At 44.5% G+C, this 24,206-nt stretch carries 15 protein-coding genes; 7 read left to right on the top strand and 8 right to left on the bottom strand.

Annotation, left to right across the window (positions count from 1 at the left end; all coding sequences use genetic code 11):
• Positions 1-125 precede the first annotated feature (125 nt).
• From F6K46_RS29300 to F6K46_RS29290, 3 genes are all read left to right on the top strand, one after another.
• A complete protein-coding gene (locus F6K46_RS29300; protein ID WP_293063147.1) occupies positions 126-332 on the top strand; it encodes a zinc ribbon domain-containing protein in 207 nt (68 codons plus the stop codon).
• Between the two features lie 368 nt (positions 333-700).
• Positions 701-3,070, top strand: coding sequence for a CHASE2 domain-containing protein (locus F6K46_RS29295; protein WP_293063145.1), 2,370 nt, complete (start codon positions 701-703; stop codon positions 3,068-3,070).
• A gap of 491 nt (positions 3,071-3,561) precedes the next feature.
• Complete coding sequence (locus F6K46_RS29290) at positions 3,562-4,353, top strand: DUF928 domain-containing protein (protein WP_293063143.1); 792 nt, start codon at positions 3,562-3,564, stop codon at positions 4,351-4,353.
• Between the two features lie 239 nt (positions 4,354-4,592).
• On the opposite strand, the gene F6K46_RS29285 is transcribed toward F6K46_RS29290, so the two are convergent.
• Together F6K46_RS29285 and F6K46_RS29280 are read right to left on the bottom strand one after the other, a co-directional pair.
• Positions 4,593-7,514 carry a CHAT domain-containing protein gene (locus F6K46_RS29285; RefSeq protein WP_293063141.1) on the bottom strand — a complete coding sequence of 974 codons (2,922 nt, stop codon included), beginning with the start codon at positions 7,512-7,514 and terminating at the stop codon, positions 4,593-4,595.
• A 5-nt stretch (positions 7,515-7,519) separates the two neighbouring features.
• Positions 7,520-7,693, bottom strand: coding sequence for a hypothetical protein (locus tag F6K46_RS29280; protein WP_293117608.1), 174 nt, complete (start codon positions 7,691-7,693; stop codon positions 7,520-7,522).
• Positions 7,694-7,712: 19 nt separating this feature from the next.
• On the opposite strand from F6K46_RS29280, the gene F6K46_RS29275 reads away from it, so the two are divergent.
• The gene (locus tag F6K46_RS29275) at positions 7,713-7,901 is read left to right on the top strand and encodes a hypothetical protein (RefSeq protein WP_293117605.1); all 189 of its coding nucleotides are present in this window, start codon (positions 7,713-7,715) and stop codon (positions 7,899-7,901) included.
• A 76-nt stretch (positions 7,902-7,977) separates the two neighbouring features.
• On the opposite strand, the gene F6K46_RS29270 is transcribed toward F6K46_RS29275, so the two are convergent.
• The 4 genes from F6K46_RS29270 to F6K46_RS29255 form a co-directional block, all read right to left on the bottom strand.
• Positions 7,978-8,397: a hypothetical protein gene (locus tag F6K46_RS29270; RefSeq protein WP_293063137.1), complete on the bottom strand. Its 420-nt coding sequence runs from the start codon at positions 8,395-8,397 to the stop codon at positions 7,978-7,980.
• Positions 8,398-8,409: 12 nt separating this feature from the next.
• Entirely contained in the window at positions 8,410-9,615 is a 1,206-nt protein-coding gene (locus F6K46_RS29265; RefSeq protein WP_293063135.1) for a transposase, read from the bottom strand.
• A gap of 239 nt (positions 9,616-9,854) precedes the next feature.
• Positions 9,855-15,428 carry a filamentous hemagglutinin N-terminal domain-containing protein gene (locus F6K46_RS29260; RefSeq protein WP_293063133.1) on the bottom strand — a complete coding sequence of 1,858 codons (5,574 nt, stop codon included), beginning with the start codon at positions 15,426-15,428 and terminating at the stop codon, positions 9,855-9,857.
• Between the two features lie 323 nt (positions 15,429-15,751).
• The gene (locus F6K46_RS29255) at positions 15,752-15,904 is read right to left on the bottom strand and encodes a hypothetical protein (protein ID WP_293063131.1); all 153 of its coding nucleotides are present in this window, start codon (positions 15,902-15,904) and stop codon (positions 15,752-15,754) included.
• Positions 15,905-16,022: 118 nt separating this feature from the next.
• Here F6K46_RS29255 and F6K46_RS29250 point away from each other — a divergent pair, with 118 nt between their 5' ends.
• Positions 16,023-18,350, top strand: a complete 2,328-nt coding sequence (locus tag F6K46_RS29250) for a CHASE2 domain-containing protein (RefSeq protein WP_293063129.1) — start codon at positions 16,023-16,025, stop codon at positions 18,348-18,350.
• A 490-nt stretch (positions 18,351-18,840) separates the two neighbouring features.
• Positions 18,841-19,641, top strand: coding sequence for a DUF928 domain-containing protein (locus tag F6K46_RS29245; RefSeq protein ID WP_075906408.1), 801 nt, complete (start codon positions 18,841-18,843; stop codon positions 19,639-19,641).
• Between the two features lie 187 nt (positions 19,642-19,828).
• On the opposite strand, the gene F6K46_RS29240 is transcribed toward F6K46_RS29245, so the two are convergent.
• Positions 19,829-22,660, bottom strand: a complete 2,832-nt coding sequence (locus tag F6K46_RS29240; RefSeq protein WP_293063126.1) for a CHAT domain-containing protein — start codon at positions 22,658-22,660, stop codon at positions 19,829-19,831.
• Between the two features lie 81 nt (positions 22,661-22,741).
• Between F6K46_RS29240 and F6K46_RS29235 the strand changes: the two genes are divergently transcribed.
• Positions 22,742-22,885 carry a hypothetical protein gene (locus F6K46_RS29235; protein ID WP_293063124.1) on the top strand — a complete coding sequence of 48 codons (144 nt, stop codon included), beginning with the start codon at positions 22,742-22,744 and terminating at the stop codon, positions 22,883-22,885.
• A 46-nt stretch (positions 22,886-22,931) separates the two neighbouring features.
• Here the strand turns inward: F6K46_RS29235 and F6K46_RS29230 are convergent.
• Positions 22,932-24,206 (bottom strand): hypothetical protein (locus F6K46_RS29230; protein ID WP_293117602.1); only part of this gene is annotated, 1,275 nt, incomplete at its 5' end.

Below are 24,206 nucleotides of genomic sequence, written 5' to 3'. Positions count from 1 at the left end.
GCAAGCCAAAAGGCCGGTCAAAGACCGAGTTTACCCAGGAGCTGGGTGAGGTGAAAGTCTCACGCCCAGTTCTGAAGCGGAGGTGCTCCCCTTAATAGGGGACATCGACCGTAACAAAGTCAGGCATACCAGTAGTAAAGATAAATCCCAGGCATACGTCTCAAAAATGCCCAAAATGTCATCACATAAGTAAAGCCAACAGAAAAAAGGAAAAGTTTGTTTGTACCAACTGTGGCCACTATGATGATGCCGATATTAATGGGGCAATAAATATCAGAATGCGGGGTCTAAAAAAACTGGGTATTGACCCATTAGACGCGCGCCTTAGATAGGGTCGCCTTAATTACAAATTTTTAACCAAAGGTGCGCTTTCCGTAGGCGAATTAAATTCGCCACGGGTCGCACCTCTTTTACTCATAGCCTGCAAACTATAAAGGCTCCACTATCTTACGGTAACTTTAAACCCAGCTACCGACCGTGCGGGGGAAAGTTACGCCCTTGGAGATAACAGCAACATAGTTGTTGTGCCGGGGAATCCCCATCCCTCTACAGGGTGGGGAGGTTCAATGAGAAACTGACTCAGGGAAAGCATCGTCTATAAATCCATCCCTATTGCATAAAATTTATTAAGAAGTAACGGGTAATGGGGAAGATTGTTATCGATTACTAATACTTAATACCTAATAACTAATTACCAAAAATGGGAAAGTTAGTTGTCCTGAGTCTAGATTGTGATTCCCAGCAGCAGGGGTTTCAGGTACGCTTAGAAATTGGTGAAGAAGGGTCACGGCCAACACTCGAAATGACAGGTTACTTGCCTGCAGCTTCAGAACTGACTACTTACTTACAATACCATTGGCTCCAAAAATATCGGAGCCTAGGTTCACCCGCAAGAATCCAGCCCGGAAAAGTTATCTATGGTGGTTCCATTAGCCAACGGCTCAAGGAATGTCGGGATTCAGCGAAAGAATTAGGTAATAGACTCAAACGATGGCTCGATTCTGAACAGTTTCGTCCTATTGATAAGCGATTACGGGAAGAGTTAAACCCAGAAGAAGCGATTCGGGTGCTGATTCGCACGGAAAATACCCAGTTACAAAAGCTGCCTTGGCATCTGTGGGATTTTTTTGAGCGTTACCCCAATGCTGAAGTTGCTCTGAGTGGAACACAGTTTAAACGACCCGATAAACTTCCTGTATCTACCGGGAAATCTAACGTTAGAATTTTATCAATTTTAGGTCATAGTGCTGGTATTAATATTAAGGCAGATCGACAACTACTGGAGAAGTTACCTCATGTAAGAACAGTCTTTTTGGTGGAGCCTAAACATCACGAAATCAATGACCAGTTATGGGATCAACCTTGGGATATTATCTTTTTCGCAGGACATAGTGAGACAGAGGGGGAAACCGGTCGAATTTATATTAATCCCATCGATAGCTTAACCATTGATGAGCTGCGCTATGGCTTCCAAAAAGCCGTGGCACAGGGCTTAAAACTGGCAATTTTCAATTCTTGTGATGGGTTGGGATTGGCAAGGCAACTCCATGATTTGCAAATTCCCCAAATGATTATAATGCGGGAGTTGGTGCCAGATCAGGTCGCTCAAAACTTTTTGAAGTATTTTTTGAAGGGGTTTGCTAATGGTCAGTCTTTATATCTGGCAGCCCGGGAAGCACGGGAGCAATTGCAGGGGTTGGAGCGTCAGTTTCCCTGCGCCAGTTGGTTGCCAGTAATTTACCAGAATCTAGGACAAGAACCCCCAGCTTGGGCAGATTTGTGCCAAGAGTCAGAAATACCATCGCAAATACCATCAGAAATACCATCAGAAATACCATCAGAAATACCATCAGAAATACCATCAGAAATACCATCGGTCTCAGGGAAACCCAAGAGGCGTAGTGTCCAGACAGTGCTGATATCTAGCATAGTGGTGACTAGCTTAGTAATGGTAGTGCGATCGCTTGGCCTATTCCAGCCCTGGGAACTGCAAGGGTTTGACCAGTTGATGCGGCTGCGACCCAATGAAGGACCAGATCCACGACTGTTATTAGTCACAATCACTGAAGAGGATGTGCAGTCTCAACCTAAAGAAGAAAGAAGAGCCGCCTCCTTATCGGATCGTTCCTTAGCAAAACTGCTGGCAAAGCTGGAGCAGTATCAACCGAGAGCTATTGGTTTGGATATTTATCGGGAGAATCCTGTGGGAGGGGAATACCAGGATTTAGCGACTCGGATGCAAACTAGTGATCACTTTTTTGCCATCTGCCAATACGGAGACCCAGGAGTTTCCCCACCTCCAGAAGTCCCAGAGGTTCGCCAAGGCTTTAATAATGTTTTACTCGACCCCGATCGCATTATCCGTCGCCATCTGTTGGCTGTAGGGTCACCATCTCCTTGTCAGAGCTACTACTCATTTAATGTCCAGTTGGCAACACGTTATCTGGCTGATCTAGGAATCCAGTTGGAGGTGACAGAAAATTACTTAAAGCTTGGCACTACAGTTTTTAAGACCCTAGAAAAGGATTCTGGTGGATATCACAATCTAGACTCTCGTGGTCAGCAACTATTACTGAATTATCGAGCTTCCGGTCAAATTGCTGAGACCGTTTCCCTTGCAGAGGTTTTTAGGGATCAGTTCAATCCTGACTTAGTCAGGAATCGCATTGTGATCATCGGTACCATTGCGCCTAGTTTTAATGATAATTTTTGGCGCACACCCTACAGTGGTGGTCAGTGGTCTGTTGAGACCATGAGTGGGATAGAAATTCAGGCACAGATGATCAGTCACATCCTCAGTGCAGTGCTGGATAACCGACCGTTGATTTGGTGGTGGTCTGAGCCTGGTGAAGCGCTCTGGATTTGGTGCTGGGCTGCGCTCGGGGGTACGGTTGCTGGAAACTTTAACGTGCTGCGTTCCGTCGTGTTGGGTACTGGAACTGCTTTGGTTGTTTTATATGGAAGTTGCTCGGTTTTGCTGATAGTAACAGGTGGTTGGGTGCCATTAATTCCCGCTACTATAGCATTGGTGGCTACTAGTGTAGTCGTTTACTGTCGTTTACAAAAGTGATCATAGTCATTGACTCGTCATTAGTCATTAGTCCTTAGTCTTTTGTGATCTACATTAAATCTCTTGATAATTACAAATGACCAATAACCAAAAATACTTTTTGATAACCCCCCTTTAGGCAAGCATTATAGTAGTTGATGCTATAATAAATCGGGGCGATATAGCAATAGAAGTATAGTTTGGTAGATCGTATTTTGCTTTAAAACGAGCAGGAACTAAAGCCGTGGTTCAGGCTACGGGAACGGAGCAGGGAGCAGAACTATGTCTTAACTTTTACTTCCACTGCTATAGGAACAAATTTTGGGTGGACATACTGAAAAAAATGGGGTTTTTAACCCTAGTTTTGTATGGCTAATTCCTAATTAATAATCACAACAATTAACCTGATTTTATCTGGAAATAGTGGTGATATACAGGGGTGTTAATCTGAATCCATCAATTCGATGTATCAGGTAAACATCTGTCGATGTTGATCTGAATTTTGAGTTATCATGTTAACTAAATTATTTCGGCTTAAATACCTATTTGCCTCTAATTTAGTCTTTGTTGGCTGGATCAGCTGTTTCTTGGTCTCCCGAGTAGAGGCTGATCAATCCATCAGTCTTGGGCAAATACCACAAGTACCAATTTACTTTATCAATCCCAAACCCCCAGACAATGGGACTCCTTCTGCTCCTCACGGTACGGGAACCCGTGGTGATTGCCTATACAAGGCAGAGCTTCCACTACTGACTCCTTTAGTAGGTGGTTATAATTTGGATTTAACGGTTAGTGATTATCCAACCTTTTGGATATATATACCTTACACCTCAGAGGATGCACCGTCGGGAGAATTTTCCTTGCAGGATGAGGATGGGGAAAACGATCTTTACCGAAAATCTTTCAACCTACCAGACCAGCCAGGCATTGTTAGTATTAGGCTTCCTAAGACAGAAAAGTCCTTGGAAGTTGGTCAAACCTATCGTTGGAATCTAGAGATCAATTGCCCTTCTACAGAATTATCCAATCAATTTCCAACTCCAGCGTCTGTGACAGGACTAGTTCGCCGAGTTGCCCAGTCTAAAGACTTAGAAAGGGAGTTAAATGGGGCTAATACTCCTCTAGAGAGAATTGCAGCTTATGGCAAGCATCACATATGGTATGATACCCTAACTGAGCTAGCTGAATTACGGCTGCAAGATCCACAAAATATGACTCTTGAAACTGCTTGGATTAAGCTATTGACTGATCAAAGTTTCGTAGAAACAATTTCTAAAACAAACATTTTGGGTAACCTTCAGTAAATTATAGCGGTGCTCGTTTTAGAAGTTAGAAGTTAGAAGTTAGAAGTTAGAAGTTAGAAGTTAGAAGTTAGAAGTTAGAAGTTAGAAGTTAGAATTATAACAGACAACCTACCCTACACCGAATACGGGGCGAACAACATTTAACCTCTCAACCTGCAACATTCAACCTGCAACATTCAACCTGCAACATTCAACATTCAACCTCTAATATTCAACCTTTAACTGAAACAGACTGGAATTTATAGCCAATTCCCAACCAAAATAAACGGTGCCCAAATATGAGGACGATGGTAGTCTGTGCTGGGATATGTCTTCTTAAGAAACGCTAATTGAGCATTTCGTAGGGCTTCGGCTTTAGTCAACTGTGGATTATTTAACTGTTGGTAGAACTGATTCATAAATTCGGCTGTAGAGGCATCATTAACTTGCCACAAGGTGGCTAGGGTACTGCGTGCTCCTGCTCTAATGGCTATTCCAGCTAGTCCTAAAGCGGCTCGTTTGTCCCCAGTAGCAGTCTGACAAGCACTCAGTAACAACAGTTCAATGGGGGTGGTGCCACTGGGGTCACTCATCCGTAGTAAGTTATCTAAATCCTTGACTTTGATGCGCTCATCCCAGTCTAGGATAAACGTTTGCTCTGGATTGGAACTGAACTGACCGTGAGTAGCAATATGAACAACATTGAAAGAGGCTGCGGTTAGTTTATTTTGCAGGTTTTCTTTGATAAATTCCTGATTTTCGAGTTTCTGACTACGGTTTACCTGTTCCCCAATTTTTGTTAACTCGAATGCTACGTTATCGATTGGTCCTAAACCTTCTTTTTTAAAGCTGGGAGCGTTAGTAGCTCCAGCAATTAGGGCTGTTAGCTGTTGCCGTGGCAAGGGTTTGGGGTCCACTAGCTGTAAGCCAGGGGTCACAGCTACAGCATACCGTTCTATTAAATACTGTTTGCCATCATAAAGGGCTGCTACAGGAACATTTCGTAATGACCCATCTAGGACAAATACTAGGTTTTTTATTGGGCTTTGGTCTGCCTCAGGGTGACTGTCTAGTTCTTCTTCAAAGGGTCTGATTAGCCAGTCATAAATTTGTTGGGATTCTTTTTTGACTTTGCTAATACTAGTGCTACGTCTTCTTAGGACATTCCTAAAGTTTTTGACCGCTTTGTCTACTTGAGCTTCTGATATGTTACTATGGATATAGTAACGCAAGTTATCTGGTTCAGGCAATTTGAAAATTACCGCTAAGCCGTCTTTTAAGATAATCGGGTAAATGACGGCTGCTGTGGGGTCTAAATTGTCAATGTTAACCTTTTCTGGCTTGGCGCAGGCGTCTCGAAAGAAGTTGTCGATTTCAGCAAGCTGGAGTGCTTCAATAACCTCACGGGCTTGCTTGAGATTATCGTTACTCGGTTCAGGAGAACGCAACAGTAAATAAACTAACTCTCGATAAACCGGTTCTACTTGTTCTCGGAAGGAAAACTGGATGTCAGGATTGAGAGTAACTAAATCACTCCGTAAATTCGTTAAGGTATTAGAGGCTTGGGTATAATAAGCGATCGCGGAGCGTGACCAAAGGTCAATCGCATCCTGGATCAGCTCCGTTACTGCTTCGGTATTACCATGTGTGGTGGTAGTGGCTTTTTCGGCTTGAGCGTTCAGTATACGTCCCATTTGCCACTGCCACTGATAAGCAATATCCGCTGCATTAATCCCTTGGGCAATCACAAGTGCTGACTTGGTAAAGGTTATGGCATTTGACCAATCGTTGGTTTGTTCAAACCAGTTACCCAGGGTGCCCAGGGCATAGGATTCTGCTCGTTTGTCTTCTAGGGTTTGAGCTTGCTCAATGGCTGTGTTGAGTTGTTGAGCAATGTCTTGGGAATTGGTTATTGGTGTGGGAATTGGTTTGGTAATTTGCGTTCGCGTAGCGTGACCATTCGCGTAGCGTGGCCTTTTGGCCAAGGTCAATCGCGTAGCGGCTCTTTCAGAGCATCGCAATTCTCCATTTCTGATCGTGATCAGACTTTGAGCGAAATTTACGTGGGCATAAACTGATGCTCTACTGGATGGTAATTTAGTTAGTAATGTCTGGATTTGTGGCAATAAGGCTTGAGCAGATTTATCCTGGTCTGTCTCGATGAGTAAACTTAGCTGATTCAATTGTGCTTGAATTTGGGTGATTGGTGAGGTGGTGGTTGCTGCTGCTTGTTGATAGTGAGTTATAGCGTCTTGGATATACTGCTGGAATGCTTTGTTGTTATTCGATTCTTTTGCTCTTGTGGCTAAGGCTCGCTCAGTATTACCTAAACTCAGCCACCCTTGACTCTCGGATTGGGAAGATTGTATTCGTTGTGCGACTGTCCAACTTTCGGTTAAGGTCTGTTTAGATTCCTCTAAATCCCCTGCTTGTCGAAACACATTACCAAGATTGTGTAAGCCAATCGCTTTTAGAGGAGAATCCGGTTGTGCCAGCAGGGTTTGTCTTACCTGAGTTAGTAGCTTCTTGGCTCGACGGTAAAGTCCCAAAGATTGCATCGCTTGGGCTTGATTAATCTGGCTACCAAGTACACCAACCCGATCATTGGCTTTAGCATACAGTGCTTCAGCATTTTGCCAGGTGTTCAGAGCAGCTTCAGCATTTCCCTGTACCAATTGCAAACGCCCTTGAGTGTTCAACACTTGAGCCAATACTCGTTCACTCCCCCTAGATACGGTTTCTAGCAACGACAAACTGGAGTCAATGGCTGCTTGGGCTTTATCCAATTCCCCGAGTTGCTGAGTCACTAAGGACAGCAAACGCAGAGCTTGGGCTTGGTTGAGGATATCTCCTGTGGCTTGATACGCTTGTGCTGCTTGCTGCAATACTCGTGCAGCATCAGAATACTGTCCAGCATCGTAATATTGTTTGCCTGCTTCTAGGAGCATATAGTGGTTCGTTGGTCTTGCTTCTTCTTGCGTTATGCTTACTGTTTCCTCCTGCTTGCTATTGCTGAGTGCTAATGGCTGAGTGCTAATAGCTGAGTGCTGATGGCTGAGTGCTGATGGCTGAGTGCTAATGGCTAAGTGCTGATGGCCAGCAGAGAAGGGTAGTGCGTGTACACCACGGCTTAAGATTAGCCCCAACAAGGTAATCACAATAAACTGAATTAGGCGCTTCATTTATCTCAGTTATCTATAGCGCTGCGCGCAGGGAACAGGGAACAGGGAACAGGGAACAGGGAACAGGGAACAGGGAACAGGGAACAGGGAACAGGGAACAGGGAACAGGGAACAGGGAAAAGCGATCGCACAGCTTCCCCCTTGTTAAGGGGGACGGGAGGGGGATCTATCCTCCTCACAGGGGTAGGTTTTTTACATTTGGGTAAAATATGGGACGACCGAGAGGGAGAGGAAAAGGAAAACAACGAAGAAGCGATGCAGCTTCGGAACAGGGGGTTTCCCCCACTCGCGCTTTGCATCAAGACAATGATGATTGTTAACGACAAATTAAGTATATTGTCTTATCCCCCACACCCCACACCCGGTCACCCCACACCCCACACCTGACGTCAAAGTAAAAAACCTACCCTTATGAGGATCTATCCTCTGGCTTCCCCCTTGTTAAGCTTTCCATTTACCGCTTCTAACGACTCCCGATTCCCGATTCCCGATTCCCGATTCCCGACCCAAGAGTTTTTTGAAGCATCGGACAATCTACTTGATGTAACCACGTACCCTTCGGAGTCACTATGACTGGATGGGCGGTGAGAATTACCTCCCCGTTGGCACCGATAACCCAGCCTTGGGCTTCAACAATTTGTTTAGGTTTAGGGTTCTTGGTCTGTGGTTGGTTAGTCTGTAGTTGATGCTGCCTTGACCTTGACCGACGTTTTCTGATCCTAGTTTGAGGTTGCTCAGTGATACGCCAATCGTCCCATGTAGGATTGGGGCTCAGGGTTTCGTTGGGAGAAATCGGTAAGCCACCACGACCTGTGGCAATAAATTCACTGCCGTGACGTACTCCCGACGTTGCCCTGACGGGACAACGCGGGCTTCTTGCCAACACCAGGTACCCCTATCGGGCTTTGCCCGACGCTACGCGAACGGTTACTCGGCAAGCTTTACTCCTGACGGGACGCCCCACCGCCAAATTCAATATGTTTTTAGCCGCATTCACATCGCGATCTTTCGTGTATCCACAATGAGGACAATAATGGATGCGGTCTTTTAATTTTTTAGGTACTTTCGTGCCACAATTAGAACAGTTCTGACTGGTATTTCGAGGATTTACTGCAACTGTAAGCAAACCAGCATTTTCGGCTTTGTTTGATAGTATTGACAGAAATTGTCCCCATCCAGCGTCCAATACAGATTTAGCCATTTTAGTTCTGGCCAAACCTTTAATATTTAACTTCTCGTGAGCGATTAGATCATAGTCGTCTAGCAAACTTTTGGCTGTTTTAAAATGAAAATCTTTTCGAGTGTCAGCCACTTTTTTATGAGCTTTTCCTAGCTTAATAACAGCTTTCTTACTGTTGTTACTACCTTTCTTAGAACGGCTAACAGCTTTTTGAATTTTCTTTAACCGTTTTTGAGCTTTTCGATAGTATTGGGGTATTGGTACCTCTGAACCATCAGACTTTGTCAGAAAAGACTTAAGACCCATATCTATTCCGACGGGATTTTCGATGCTGTCTACTGAGATAATATCCGGAACCGTACCATCTTGGATTGACAGCGTGACGTAATAGCCGTCAGCTTTTCGGGTTATAGTAGCTGTTTTTATTTTGAATCCTTCTGGAATAGGTCGGTGATAAATCATTTTGACTTTCCCAAATTTTGGAAGAGTCAAAATGTTGCCATTTATTGGATTATTTGAAAGTGACGGAAAAGTAAATGACTTGTATCTATTTTTACTTTTGAATCGAGGTCTTCCGCTCTTTTTACCATTGCTATCTCCCTTAAGAAACCCCTTGAAAGCCAAATCTACTTTTTTAACGCAATCCTGTAATACGTGAGCATGAATATCACTATACCAAGGTCTGTCTTTCTTTAACTGAGGTAGAGTTCTTTTTTGGGAAAAGTAGTCAGGATTGTTTCTTAGATCTGGTAAATGACAAACAAGGGGACAAGAATTAATAGAACAGCGATTTTGCTCAAACCAATTAAACCTATCTGCCAACAAATAGTTGTACTGATGACGCAACATATCCAGCCATTTCTCTATTTTTGTAATTTGCGACTTTGTCAGTCTTAACCGGTATTGATATGCAGATATCATTTTTGTCCTCTTGCTTATCGACCTATTATTAGTCTAACATATGGGTAGCCATCTGACAACCCATAACAGTAAAAACATGAAAGATAAAAAGTTGATAGTCAGAGTAACTGACTTTGAAAAACGACAATTAAAACAGGAAGCCGACAAGAGAGGGATGACCCCATCTGAATTGATTAGGAGTTTTATAGCTCGTCTCCCTGTCCCCCAGGATTATTAGTTGGTGATTCCATTTCATTCCATCACCGGGCTATCCTTCCCGACGCTGACCCTATCGGGTACAGCGCGGGGCTGCCGCCATAAAGCTCACCAGCAGCACAGAGGTTTTTTTCAATCAGTTGAGATACATCAATTACATCGGTTGGCAATTCCGATAACCCTTGGCTGGGGTCAATTCCAGGTGCATTGATGTTGACGGTACCATCTACACCAAACTCAGAGCTAGCGGTAATGTCACTGAGGGGGGTGAGCTTTTCTCGGAACTCTAGCCCAATAATACCTTGGGTGGTGATGTTGATATTGCCGCCATTGCCTTCAAAAGCATTAGCAGTAATGTCGCTATTTTCTTGACGAATGCCTAGGATAAAGGGAGCCTTAATGGTAATATTGCCGCCATCTCCACCAGCTTGAGCAGTGCCTGCGGTAGTGGAGATTTTACTGTTGCGTCGCAAGAACAACAACTCGTCAATGGTCAAGGTAATATTGCCCCCTTGGGTGCTAGCTGTTTCTGCGGATAGCTCTGCTTTATTATTAAGGGTGAGTGTGCCTGCCTCAAGGGTAATACTGCCCCCTTTTCCCTGGCCTTGGCTATCTACAGCTATCTTGGCTCCATCCCGAATGGTAAAAGTTCTGGGGTCAACGAAAATATTTCCACCGTTGCCGCTAGAACTCGACGTGGTGTTGGCAAACAGGCCACTTCCAGCTCCAGCTAAAGTAATATCATCTCGTACTTCCAGAGTAATGTTACCAGCTTGCTTATCACCTTCCGTGGTGGTGCTGACGTTCCCACCGTCGGTAGCACTAAAGCGATTGGCCTCAATTATGTTAATGTTGCCACCCTTACCCCGATCAGTATCGGTGCTGGAAGTAGTGGCTGACACCTGTGAGTCTCCCTGGATGGTCACTTGCTTAGCCCTAAGGGTGATGTTACCAGCATCTCCATCACCAGCAGTGCTGGCAGTTATTTCAGATTCATTGGTTAAGGTAAGCGATCGCGTTTTAATATCGACATTTCCACCATTGCCAACTGCACCAGGGTTTACTGCTGTGGATATGGAACTATTCCGATTAAGGGAAACCTCCTCTGCGTCTGGGATGCTGATACTACCGGCATCTCCGGTACCGGCAGTACTCGCTTCAATGGTCGAGGTGTGATCTAGGGATAGAGACTTGGTTTCAATATCGACATTGCCACCATTGCCAACTGCTCCAGTGTTTACTGCGGTGGATATGGAACTATTCCGATTAAGGTCAACCTGTTGAGCCTCTTGTATTTTGATACTACCAGCATTGCCCTGAGCATCAGTACTGGCAGTTATTTGAGATTGATTTAATTTTAGCGATCGCGTTTTTAGATCAATATTGCTGGCTTTGTCAGCAACTGCACTAAAGTTAACTTCTGTAGAAATGGAACTATTGCGATCAAGGTTAACCTGTTGAGCATCCCGAACCTGGATTTGACCAGCATCCCCTTTCCCAGAGGTGCTGGCAGTGATGTCAGAGTCATTTAATGTTAGCGTACGGGTTTTAATATCGACATTTCCACCATTGCCAACTGCACCAGGGTTTACTGCTGTCGATATCGAACTCTTCCGATTAAGGGAAACCTCCTCTGCGTCTGGGATGCTGATACTACCGGCATCTCCGGTACCGGCAGTACTCGCTTCAATGGTCGAGGTGTGATCTAGGGCTAGAGACTTGGTTTCAATTTCCACATCACCACCCTTGCCCTCTGCTCCAGTATTTACCGCTGTGGATATCGAACTATTCCGATTCAGGTCAACCTGTTGAGCCTCTTGTATAACGATACTACCGGCATTCCCTTTTCCAGAGGTGCTGGCAGTTATGTTAGAGCTATTGGTTAATTTTAGCGATCGCGTTTTTAGATCAATATTACCGCCTTTTTCAGCAACTGCACCAGAGTTTACTGCGGTGGATATGGAACTATTCCGATTCAGGTTAACCGAATCGGCATCTGGGATGGTGATACTACCGGCATTTCCTTGACCAGCAGTACTGGCTTCAATGGTCGAGGTCTGATCTAGGGATAGAGACTTGGTTTCAATATCGACATTACCACCATTGCCATCTGCTCCAGTATTTACCGCTGTGGATATGGAACTATTGAGATTCAGGTCAACCTGTTGAGCCTGTTGTATTTTGATACTACCAGCATTGCCCTGAGCATCAGTACTGGCAGTTATTTGAGATTGATTTAATTTTAGCGATCGCGTTTTTAGATCAATATTCCCACCCTTGCCATCTGCTCCAGTATTGACTGCGGTGGAAATAGAACTATTCCGATTAAGGTTAACCTCTTCGGCATCTGGGATGGTGATACTACCAGCATCTCCGGTACCGGCAGTACTCGCTTCAATATTCGAGGTTTGATCTAGGGATATAGACTTGGTTTGAATGTCAATATTCCCACCACTGCCATCTGCTCCAGTGTTTACTGCGGTGGATATGGAACTATTCTGATTCAGGTTAACCTGTTGAGCCTCTTGTATGGTGATATTACCAGCATCCCCTATCCCGGAGGTGCTGGCAGTTATATTAGAGCTATTGGTTAATTTTAGCGATCGCGTTTGAATATTAATCAAATCCACTTCCTCCCCTGAGCTAGGGTTTACCTTGGCACCAGCCCTTACCTCCGTTGAAATTGAGCTGTTGTCAGCAAGCTCGACAGAGTCAGCATTCTCAACAAAAATGTTTCCAGAGGTTCCTTTACCAGAGGTAGATGCAGAAATCTGCCCTTGATCCTGGAGTGTCAAGTCTGGGGTAGTAATCGTGATCGTTCCACCAGCCCCAGCGCCTTCGGTAGAACTCGATACAACTGCCCCATCCCGGACAATCAACTTTTCTGTATTAATGTTAATGCTTCCAGCATCGCCAAGTTCATTTCTTTCATTGTTAATGAATTGAGAGTTAGCGAATATTCCACTAGGAACTACAGTATTCTCATCATCGACAGCAGTGCCAACTAACTCTACTTCCGAAGCCATGACTGTTATATTGGCTCCGGTACCACTATTTCCGGTTGCTGCGCCAATTCTGGAGCCATCACGTACTAACAGTTGGTCGGTCTTAATCGTTAAGTTTCCAGCATTCCCTGAACCAGTGGTATCAGCAGCAATCACCGCTCCCTTCTCTAGAGTCAATGTGGGTGTATTGACCTTTAACTCACCGGCATTACCTGAGTTCAAGGTAGCGGTAGCCAAGGTAACCTTGCCCGACAATGTCACTGACTCAGTGGCATTTATGGTTAAATTCCCCCCATCTTTTGCGTTTTCTAGCCTTCTCCTAACAGTTGCTGTGGTTACTCCAGCTCCATCCTTAAGTGTTAAACGTTGGGTATTAATGGTTAAGTCGCCTGCCTTACCAGTACTGTTAGTAGCAGTCGTCAACCCGGTGGGAATAGCTCTGATCGCCAAGGCTAGCCGTTCGTTAGGAGTAGGGATAAATGGATCAGTTTCGTTGCCGACAATGTCTACTGACTCAGCGTTAACCGTTAAATTTCCACTATTGCCACTACTACCACTTAAAGTGACAGTAGCAGCTCCAGCTAGACTCCGTGATTCTTGGTTTTGGGCTTGGTTTCGGATACTCAAAGTTCTGGTGTTAATGCTTAAGTCCCCAGAATCCCCTGGTCCAGTTGTAACCGTTGCCAAGCCAGACCCATTGAAAACTCTGAACAGCCGTTCTACCAAGTTGGAATTGGTGAAGTTCGTGACCAATTCCCCCAAATTGCTGAAGCCTGACCCTTCTGTATTAATTAATGTCACTGACTCAGGGGCATTGACAATTAAATTTCCTCCTACACCTGCCCCAGTTGTAACAGTAACAACACCAGAGTCATCCAGCAAAAAGTTGCTACCGCTGTTAAGGGTGATCTTACCTCCCTCTATTCCAGCAGAAGCAATGAAAGAACCTGGATTGAGGGTGATGTTATCATTGGCCAAAAATGTGACATCACCGCCATTGCCAGAGAAAGGGTTAAACGGATTATTATTTGGAATAGCAATGGTATTAACTATACCGTTGAGGGTAATGCTACCGCGAGAATCGATAGTAACTGACCCTCCCTTGGATAGTTCACCGTTCTGAATGGCTAGATTTGCCAGAGTTGGCACTAACGAACCTAGAGTGGCTGAAACTTCAATATCTCCTGCTAGTGAAGGATTAGGCTTGTACTGATTGGTGAGCAAAACCTTTCCTGCCAACAGATCATTGGCAGATATATTTTGTGACAACAAGTCTAATAAACTGACATTAGCAAAAGCGATGGTGCCGATTGTAATATCTGCACTGGTGGCAGTATTGGTAATAGTGGGTGTGCCAAAGATATTGAAAAAGTCACCGGAAAAGTCAAGCAAAAATTGGTTGCCTGTCAGTCCAGGGATACCAACTTCAGTGGGATCTACTCCAGCACGAATATCAAGAGTCGGTTCAGCCTGACCATTAATATCGACTACTGTGCCATTAGATAAAGTAATGGCTTCGGAAATAAAGTCTATTCCTTCTGTACCTGTTTCATTGCCTGTAATGATCACAAAACCGATATCTACTGCTCCCCCTGCCACGATATGTAGGGAGGTGCCTAGATAGCTGTTGAAACTAACATCCCCAACTGAGCGAATAATCGGGTCATCGGGACTAAATAAATCTCCGAGACTGCCGTCAAGCTGTTCAATCCGGAAACTGCCACCACTCCAATAGTGGGCATCACCGGCGACGGTATTTTGCGTACGCAAAACCAGATCTCCACCGGACACTAGACCACTGTCTGGATGGTTCAAGGCAAATATATCTATCCCTTGATTGCCCTGAATCAATAACTTCCCGCCAGCAGCGGCAATAAATGGTTGCCCGATACTATCGCGTATTTGAACTGTATCTTCTCCATTGAGTGTCAAATCTCCCCCAGCAATTAGTTGACCTTGTAAGTCAAGCTGACCAGCAGCTAGGGTGAGGTCTTGCCCAACTACTAAATAACCAGCGTTAGTAATTTTGGGTTTGGGTTGATTCAAGCCATACTGCAATCCGGGAGTAATAGTAATATTCAATAAAGGGGGGGCTTGTGGATTGGTGGCACTGAATTCTTTACCGTTGTTGAAGACTAAACTATTGGCTGTACTGGCGAAAAACGAACCTGCCACATCCAACCTGGCATTCTGACCAAACACGATGCCATTGGGATTGAGTAAAAACAGATTGGCTCCACCATCGACACCAAGAGTTCCTAGAATGTTTGAAATATTACCCCCAGTTACCCGAGACAGAATGTGATCGATTCCCGCTGGATTGGCAAAGTAAACCCGCTGTAGCTGACCAACATTAAAATCTTGAAAGCTGTGGAACAGGTTACTACCTCGCGCTGCTCCCCCTTCAATCAAGTCCCCTGGTTCTCCCCTGATAGTTAGATTTGGTGTTACCACTGACGATTCATTACCCAAGGTTTGGTCAGGGGTAATCTGGGCTAGGGCATAGTTACCAGAAAAAGCCATCACCACCCATCCCATTAGGGTTAGGGCTTTTTCAGTTAAGGGCAATATCCCTAGCCCTCTGGTTGAGGGCTTACTTTGCCGATTATTCATCTTTTGCTACTGCACAACTAGCTAGTTGTCTGGAGGTACCTATAAGGAGTCAAGGAACTTGACCTCTAGATTATTTCTCAGGGGAAGCCAGGCAGTTTACGGAATTTTTAGGTTATTTTTAACAAAAATTTACGGAAATGGTGCGGATTGATATAGCGCTACGCGCAATGGCATTGGCAAGAGGCAAAAGGCAACAGTTTACTACCACAGCTTTTGCTGCTTGTATCAACGTCAAACACCTTAATGGGTAGTGCTATATTGCGATCGCGGAATACCGTATCATCTCAAGTTGCCTTGAGCCATAGCAATTCTATCCCCTAATCTCAAGTCCGGTTGAACAAAACGTGTGACGCATAATCTGAGTTACCTCCCAGGGTCGTTCGCACAGCGTGGCCAAACGCGCCCCGCGTGGCCTTTTGGCCAAGGCCAAAGCCTGTGCCACAAAGCTGTTCGCGCAGGGTGGGCCAAAAGCCCACGGCTGAATGCTTACGAGCGAAGAGTTAAGAGGCTAAAAAGCCTGTGTACTTCGTTATCATCAAAACCGCTATAATCTTTAATACCTCATCCTTAATACCTAATAACTAATGACCAAAAATGGGAAAGTTAGTTGTCCTGAGTCTAGATGGTGATTTCCAGCAACAGTGGTTTCATGTAAACTTAACAATTGCTGAAGAAGGGTCACTCCCAACACTGGACGTGACAGGTTACTTGCCTGCTGATTCAGAACTTATTAATTCCTCAGAAAAGCATTGGTGCAAATATCGTAAACTAGGTCCACCCACGAGAATCGAGAAGGGAAAAGTTATCTATGGTGGTTCCATTAGCCAACGGCTCAACGAATGTCGGGATTCAGCGAATGAGTTAGGTAAGAAACTCCAAAAATGGCTCAATTCTGAACAGTTTATTCCCATTAATAATCGATTACGGGCAGAGTTAAACCCAGAGGAAACCATTCGGGTGCTGATTCGCACGGAAAATACCCAGTTACAAAAGCTGCCTTGGCATCTGTGGGATTTTTTTGACCATTACCCCAAGGCTGAAGTTGCTATTAGTGGAATGGATTTTGAGCGATCCGATCAACCCCCTGCAGCTACTGATAAATTTAACGTTAAAATTTTAGCAATTTTAGGTCATAGGGCAGGTATTGATATTGATAAAGATCGACAATATCTCGACAATTTACCTAATGCAGAAACCCGCTTTTTAGTGGAGCGCAAACATCACGAAATTAATGACCAGTTATGGAATCAACCTTGGGATATTATCTTTTTCGCAGGACATAGTCAGACAGAGGGGGAAACGGGTCGAATTTATATCAATCCCACCGATAGCTTAAGGATTGATCAGCTGCGCTATGGCTTCCAAAAAGCCGTGGCACAGGGCTTAAAACTGGCAATTTTTAATTCTTGTGATGGGTTGGGATTAGCACGGGATCTCCATGATTTGCAAATTCCCCAAATAATTGTAATGCGGGATTTGGTGCCAGATCTGGTCGCTCAAAACTTTTTGAAGTATTTTTTGAAGGGGTTTGCTGAGGGTAAGTCTTTATATCTAGCAACCAGGGAAGCACGGGAAAAATTGCAGGGATTGGAGAGTCAGTTTCCCTGCGCCAGTTGGTTACCAGTAATTTACCAGAATCGAGGACAAGAACCCCCAGCTTGGGAAGATTTGTACCAAGAGCAAGACAAAAAACCGGTCTTACCGAAACCAAAGGGGCGTCGTGTCCAGACAGTCCTGCTATCTAGCCTAGTAGTGCTGCTATCTAGCATAGTGGTGACTAGTTTGGTAATGGTGGTGCGATCGCTTGGCCTATTCCAGCCTTGGGAACTGCAAGGGTTTGACCAGCTGATGCGGTTGCGACCTAATGAAGGACTCGATCCACGACTGTTATTAGTGACAATCACTGAAGAGGATGTGCAGTCCCAACCTAAGGAAGAAAGAGGAGCCGCGTCGTTATCTGATCGTTCCTTGGCCAAACTGCTGGCAAAGCTGGAGCAGTATCAACCGAGAGCCATTGGTTTGGATATTTATCGGGAGAATCCTGTGGGAGGGGAATACCAGGATTTAGCGACTCGGATGAAAACTAGTGATCACTTGTATGCTATCTGCAAATACGGTAACCCAGGAGTTTCCCCACCTCCAGAAGTCCCAAAGGTTCGTCAAGGGTTTAATAATGTTGTACTTGACCCCGATGATCGGATTATCCGTCGCCATCTGTTGGCTGTAGGGTCAACATCTCCTTGTCAGAGCAAATATTCATTTAATTTCCAGTTGGCAACACATTATCTGGCTGCTGAAGGAATCAAGTTGGAGATCATAGAAAAAGACTTAAAGCTTGGCACTATAGTTTTTAAGACCCTAGAAAAGGATTCTGGTGGATATCACCATCTAGAGGACTCCCGTGGTCACCAACTATTACTGAATTATCGAGCTTCCGGTCACATTGCTGAGACCGTTTCCCTTGGAGAGCTTCTAAGGGATGACTTTAATGGGGACTTAGTCAAGAATCGCATTGTGATCATCGGTACCATTGCCCCGAGTTTTAAGGATCATATGTGGCGCACACCCTACAGTGGTGGTCAGGGGTCTGTGGAGACCATGACTGGCATAGAAATTCAGGCGCAGATGATCAGTCACATCCTCAGTGCAGTGCTGGATAACCGACCATTAATTTGGTGGTGGTCTGAGCCTGGTGAAGCCCTGTGGATTTGGTGCTGGGCTGTGGTGGGGGGTATGGTTGCTGGAAACTTTCACCTGCTTCGTTCTGTGTTGTTGGGTACTGGAACGGCTGTCGTTATTTTATATGGAAGTTGCTGGGTTTTACTGATCGTAACAGGTGGTTGGGTGCCATTAATTCCCGCTACTATAGCATTGGTGACTACTAGTGCCAGTGTGGTTGTTTACTCTGGTTTACAAAAGTGACCAGAGTCATGAGTCTTTGGTGATCTACACTAAGTCTCTTGATAAGTACAAATGACCAATAACCAATGAGCCAAAATACTGTTTGATAACTCCCCTTTTGGCACGCATTATAATAGTTGATGCTATAATAAATCCGGGCGATATAACAATGGAAGTCTAGTTTGGGAGATAGTATTTTGCTTTATATGGAGCAGGAACTAAGGCCATGAGCCAAGCTTAGTGAATGGAGCAGGGAGCCGAACTATGTCTTAACCTTTACTTCCACTGCTATAGGAACTAATTTTGCCTGGACATACTGAATTAAAAAGGGTTTTTTTTATAACCCTAGTTTACCATGGCTAATTACAAATGACTAATTACAACAATTGACCGGATTTTTATCTGGAAATAGTGGTGATATATAGGTGATATATAGGGGTGTTAATCTGAATTCATCAATGGGATGTATCAGGTAAACATCTGTCGATGTTGGTCTGAAGTTTGTGTGATCATGTTAAGTAAATTATTTCGGCTTCAATACCTATTTGCCTTTAATTTAATGGTTGTTGCCTGGAGCAGCTGTTTTTTGATTTCCCGAGTAGAGGCTGATCAATCCATCAGTAAAGAGCAAGAAGTACAATTACCAACTTACTTTATCCAAGCCAATCCCGAACCCCCAGACAAGGGTACTCCTCTTGCTCCCGACGGTACTGGATCCCGTGGTGATTGCCTATACAAGGCAGAGCTTCCACCACTACATGCTTTAGTCGATATTAAGAATTTGTATTCAACGGTTAGTGATTATCCCACCTTTTGGATATATCTACCTTACACCTCAGATGATGCACCGTTAGGAGAATTTTCCTTGCAGGATGAGGATGGGGAAAACGATTTTTACCGAAAATCTTTCAAGCTCCCAGACCAGCCAGGCATTGTGGGTATTCGGCTTCCTAAAACAGAAACTCCCTTGGAAGTTGGTCAAACCTATGCTTGGAATATAAAGATCAAGTGCCCTACTAGGGAATCAGTCAATCAACCCTCAACGCCAGCCTATATCACAGGAGACGTTCGCCGAGTTGCGCAGTCTCCAGATCTAGAAAAGGAGTTAAATGAGGCCAAAATTCCTCTAGAGAGAATTACAGCTTATAGTAAGCATCACATATGGTATGATACCCTAACTGAGCTAGCTGAATTACAGCTACAAGAGCCGCAAAATAGGACTTTTGAAACGGTTTGGATTAAGCTATTGACTAATCAAAGTTTCGAATTAGAAACGATATCTCAAACAAAGCTTTTGGGTAACCTTCAGTAAATTATACCGGTGCTCGTTTTAGAATTAAGAAGTAAGAAGTAAGAAGTAAGAAGTAAGAAGTAAGAAGTAAGAAGTAAGAAGTAAGAAGTAAGAAGTAAGAATTCTGCCTTCTACATTCTACATTCTGCCTTCTACATTCTGCCTTCTGCATTCTGCCTTCTGCATTCTACATTCTACATTCTATAATTTACAGCCAATTCCCAACCAAAATAAACGGTGCCCAATGATAAGGACGATGGTATTTATCATGATTATTTTTAGCCTTTATATTTTTTTTTATGAAGGCTAATTGAGCATTTCCCAGGGCTTCGGCTTTAGTCAACTGTGGATTATTTAACTGTTGGTAGAACTGATTCATAAATTCGGCTGTAGAGCCATCATTAACTTGCCACAAGGTGGCTAGGGTACTGCGTGCTCCTGCTCTAATGGCTATTCCAGCTAGTCCTAAAGCGGCTCTTTTGTCCCCAGTAGCAGTCTGACAAGCACTCAACAACAACAGTTCAATGGGGGTGGTGCCACTGGGGTCACTCACCCGCAGTAAGTTATCTAAATCCTTGACTTTGATGCGTTCATCCCAGTCTAGGATAAATGTTTGCTCTGGGTTGGAACTGAACTGGCCGTGAGTAGCAATATGAACAACATTGAACGGTACTGCTGTAAGTTTATTTTGCAGGTTTTCTTTGATAAATTCTTGATTTTCCAGTTTCTGACTACGGTTTACCTGTTCCCCAATGTTTTTTAACTCCAATGCTACGTTATCGATTGGGCCTAAACCTTCTTTTTTAAAGCTGGGAGCGTTAGTAGCTCCAGCTAGTAGGACTCTGAGTTGTTGCCGTAGCAATGGTTTGGGGTCCACTAGCTCTAAGCTAGGGGTCACAGCTACAGCATACCGCTCTATTAAATACTGGTTGCCATCATAAAGGGCTGCTACAGGAATATTTCGTAATGACCCATCTAGAACAAATACTAGGGTTTTTATTGGGCTTTGCTCTCCTGAAGGGTTACTCTCTAGTTGAGATTCAAAGGGTTTGATTAGCCAGTCATAAATTTGTTGGGATTCTTTTTTGACGTCGCTAATAGAAGTATCAGGTGTTATTAGGAAATTCCTGAAATTTTGGACCGCTTGGTCTACTTCATCTTCTGATAGGCTATCATGGTAAACGTAAAGCAAGTCATCTTGCTTAGGCAATTTGAGGATTACCGCTAAGCGGTCTTTTAAGATAATCGGATAAATGACCGCTGCTTTCGGGTCTACATCATCAATGTTCACCTTTTCTGGCTTGGCGCAGGCGTCTCGAAAGAAGTTGTCGATTTCAGCAAGCTGGAGTGCTTCAATAACCTCACGGGCCTGCTTGAGATTATCGTTACTTGGTTGAGGAGAACGCAACAGTAAATCAACTAACTCTCGATAGACCGGTTCTACTTGTTCTCGGAAGGAAAACTGGATGTCAGGATTGAGAGCAACTAACTCACTGCGTAAATTCGTTAAGGTATTAGAGGCTTTGGTGTAATGGGCGATCGCATGATCGATCAGTTTCGTTACTTCGTCGGTATCACCATTGCTAGTGGTAGTGGCTTGTTCGGCTTTAACCTTAAGTAAACGTCCCATTTGCCACTGCCACTGATAAGCAATATCCGGTGCATGAATCTCTTGGGCAATCACAAGGGCTGAGTTAGTAAAGGTTATGGCATTTAACCAATCCTTGGTTTGTTCAAAGTAGTGACCGAGGATGCCTAGGCCATAGGATTCTGCTCGTTTGTCTTCTAGGGTTTGCCCTTGCTGAATGGCAGTGCTGAGTAGTTGAACAATGTATTGGGAATTACGAATTTGCCTGGGAATTTGCGTGCGCAATTCTTCATTGCTGATCTTAATCAGAGTTTGAGCGAAATTTACCTGGGCGTAAACTGATGCTCTACTCAATGGTAATTTAGTCAGTAATGTCTGGATTTGTGGCAACAACCCTTGAGCAGATTTGCCCTGGTCTGTCTCTATCAATAAACTTAGGTGATTCAATTGTGCTTGAATTTTGGTAATGGGTGAGGTGGTGGTTGCTGCTGCTTGTTGATAGTAAGTTATCGCCTCTTGGATATGCTCCTGGAATTCTTTGTCGTTATTCCTGTCTTTTGCTCTTTTGGCTAAGGCTCCCTCAGTATTACCTAAACTCAGTAACACTTGACTCTGGGATTCTTGAGATTGTATTCCTTGTTCGACTGTGCAACTTTCGGTTAAGGTCTCTAAGGTCTGTTTAGATTCCTCTAAATTCCCTGCTTGTCGAAGCACATTACCAAGATTGTATAAGCCAATAGCTTTAACAGAACAATCCTGTTGTGCCAGCAGAGTTTCTTTTACCTCAGTCAATAGCGTTTTGGCTCGACCGTAAAGTCCCAAATATTGCATGGCTTGGGCTTGATTAATTTGGCTACCAAGCACACCAAGGCTATCATCGGCTTTAGCATACCGTACTTCAGCATCTTTCCAGTTATCCAGGGCAGCTTCAGCATTTCCCTGTAGCAATTGCAAACGCCCTTTAGTGTTCAACGCTTGGGCCCATACTCCCTCACCTCCCCTGGATAAGGTTTCTAGCAACAACAAACTGGAGTCAATGGCTGCTTGGGCTTGATCTAATTTCCCAAGTTGCTGATTCGCTAAGGACAACAAACACAGAGCTTGGACTTGGTTGAGGATATCGCCTGTGGCTTGATAAGCTTGTGCCGCCTGCTGCAATTTTCCTGCAGCCTTAGAATACTCTCCAGCATCGTAATAGTCTTTGCCTGTTTTCAGCAGCAGGTAGGGCTTTGTGCTTCCTGCTTCCTGTTGTCTCCTGCTTACTGTTGCGTTCTGCTCACTGTTATTGAGGCTTGAGGTTTGATGGCTAATGGCTAAGTGCTGATTACTGATCGCTGATCGCTGATGGCTAATGGCTAAGTGCTGATGGGCAGCAGAGGGGAGTGCCTGTAAAGCACGGCTTAACATTAGCCCCAACAAAGTCATTAATATAAACTGAATTAGGCGCTTCATTTATCTCAATCTATAGCGCTGCGCGCAGGTAACAGGGAACAGGGAACAGGGAGTAGGGAGCAGGGAGTAGGGAGCAGGGAAATGCGACTGCTTGGCTTCCCCTTTGTTAAGGGGGACGGGAGGGGGATCTATCCTCTGGCTTCCTCCTTGTTAAGCTTCCCATTTCCCGCTTCTAACGACTCCCGACTCCCGATTCCCGATTCCCGACTCCCGACCCAAATGTAAAAAACCTACCCTTATCAGGTAATACGCTCTGGTTTCCCAGGAAAACTCACCGCAGCCGCTTAAGGGTTTCCTGAAGCCTCTGGCAATCTACTTGGTGTAACCAAGTACCCTTCGGAGTCACTATGACTGGATGGGCGGTGAGAATTACCTCCCCGTTGGCACCCATAACCCAGCCTTGGGCTTCCACAATTTGTTTAGGTTTAGGGTTCTTGGTCTGTGGTTGATTAATCTGTATTTGATGCTGCCTTGACCTTAAGCGACGTTTCGTGATCCTAGTTTGAGGTTGCTGATCCTGCGTTGACCTTGACCGATCTTTTCTGATCCTAGTTTGAGGTTGCTCAGTGATACGGGAATCGTCCCAGGTAGCAATAGGGTTTAGGGTTTCCTTGGGAGAAATCGGTAAGCCACCACTACCTGTGGCAGTAAATTCGGTGCCCTCACCGGCAGCACAGAGGTTTTTTTCAATCAGTCGAGAGACGTCAATAGGAGTAGGGATAAATGGACCCGTTTCGTTACCCACAATTTCCCCCGACTCAGGGTAAACAGTTAAATTTCCACTGTTGTCACTACTATCTCTTGTCGTAGCTGTAGTAGCTCCAGTGTTGCGAGTAATATCTCTTGTAATAGCTGTAGTAGCTCCAGCTAGACTCCGTAATTCTTGGTTTTGGGCTTGGTTTTGGATACTCAAGGTTTCAATGTTAATGGTTTTCCCAGTAATGGTTAAGTTCCCAGCGTCCCCTGGTCCAGTTGTAATCGTTGCCAAGCCAAACCCATTCAAAACTTCTTGGAGGATCAGTTGTAGGGGTTCTGAATTGGTAAATTCGTTGTCAGAATTGCTCAACTCGTTGAGCAATTTTACGAAATTGCTGAAGGCTAACCCTTCTCTATTAATTAATGTCACTGACTCAGAGGCATTGACAATTAAATTTCCTCCTACACCTGCTCCAGTTGTAGCGCTAAAAACACCAGCGTCATCAAGCAAAAAATTGCTACCACTCTCGAGGGTGATCTTACCCCCCACTATTCCAGCAGAAACAATTAAAGAACCTGGATTAAGGGTGATGTTATTATCTGCCAAAAACGTGACATCACCGCCATTGCCAGAGAAAGGGTTAGACGGATCGTTACTTGGAATAGCAATGGTATTAACTATACCGTTGAGGGTAATGCTACCGCGAGAATCGATAGTAACTGATCCTCCCTTCGATACCTGACCGTTCTGAATTGCCACATTTGGCACTAACGAACCTAGAGTAGCTGAAACTTCAATATCTCCTGCTAGTGAAGGATTAGGCTTGTACTGATTGGTGAGCAAAACGGT

Source organism: Moorena sp. SIO3E8 (assembly GCF_010692445.1).
GTDB lineage: Bacteria > Cyanobacteriota > Cyanobacteriia > Cyanobacteriales > Coleofasciculaceae > Moorena > Moorena bouillonii.
Note: the sequence above shows the minus strand (reverse complement) of the source record. Positions and strands in the feature narration are given on the sequence as shown.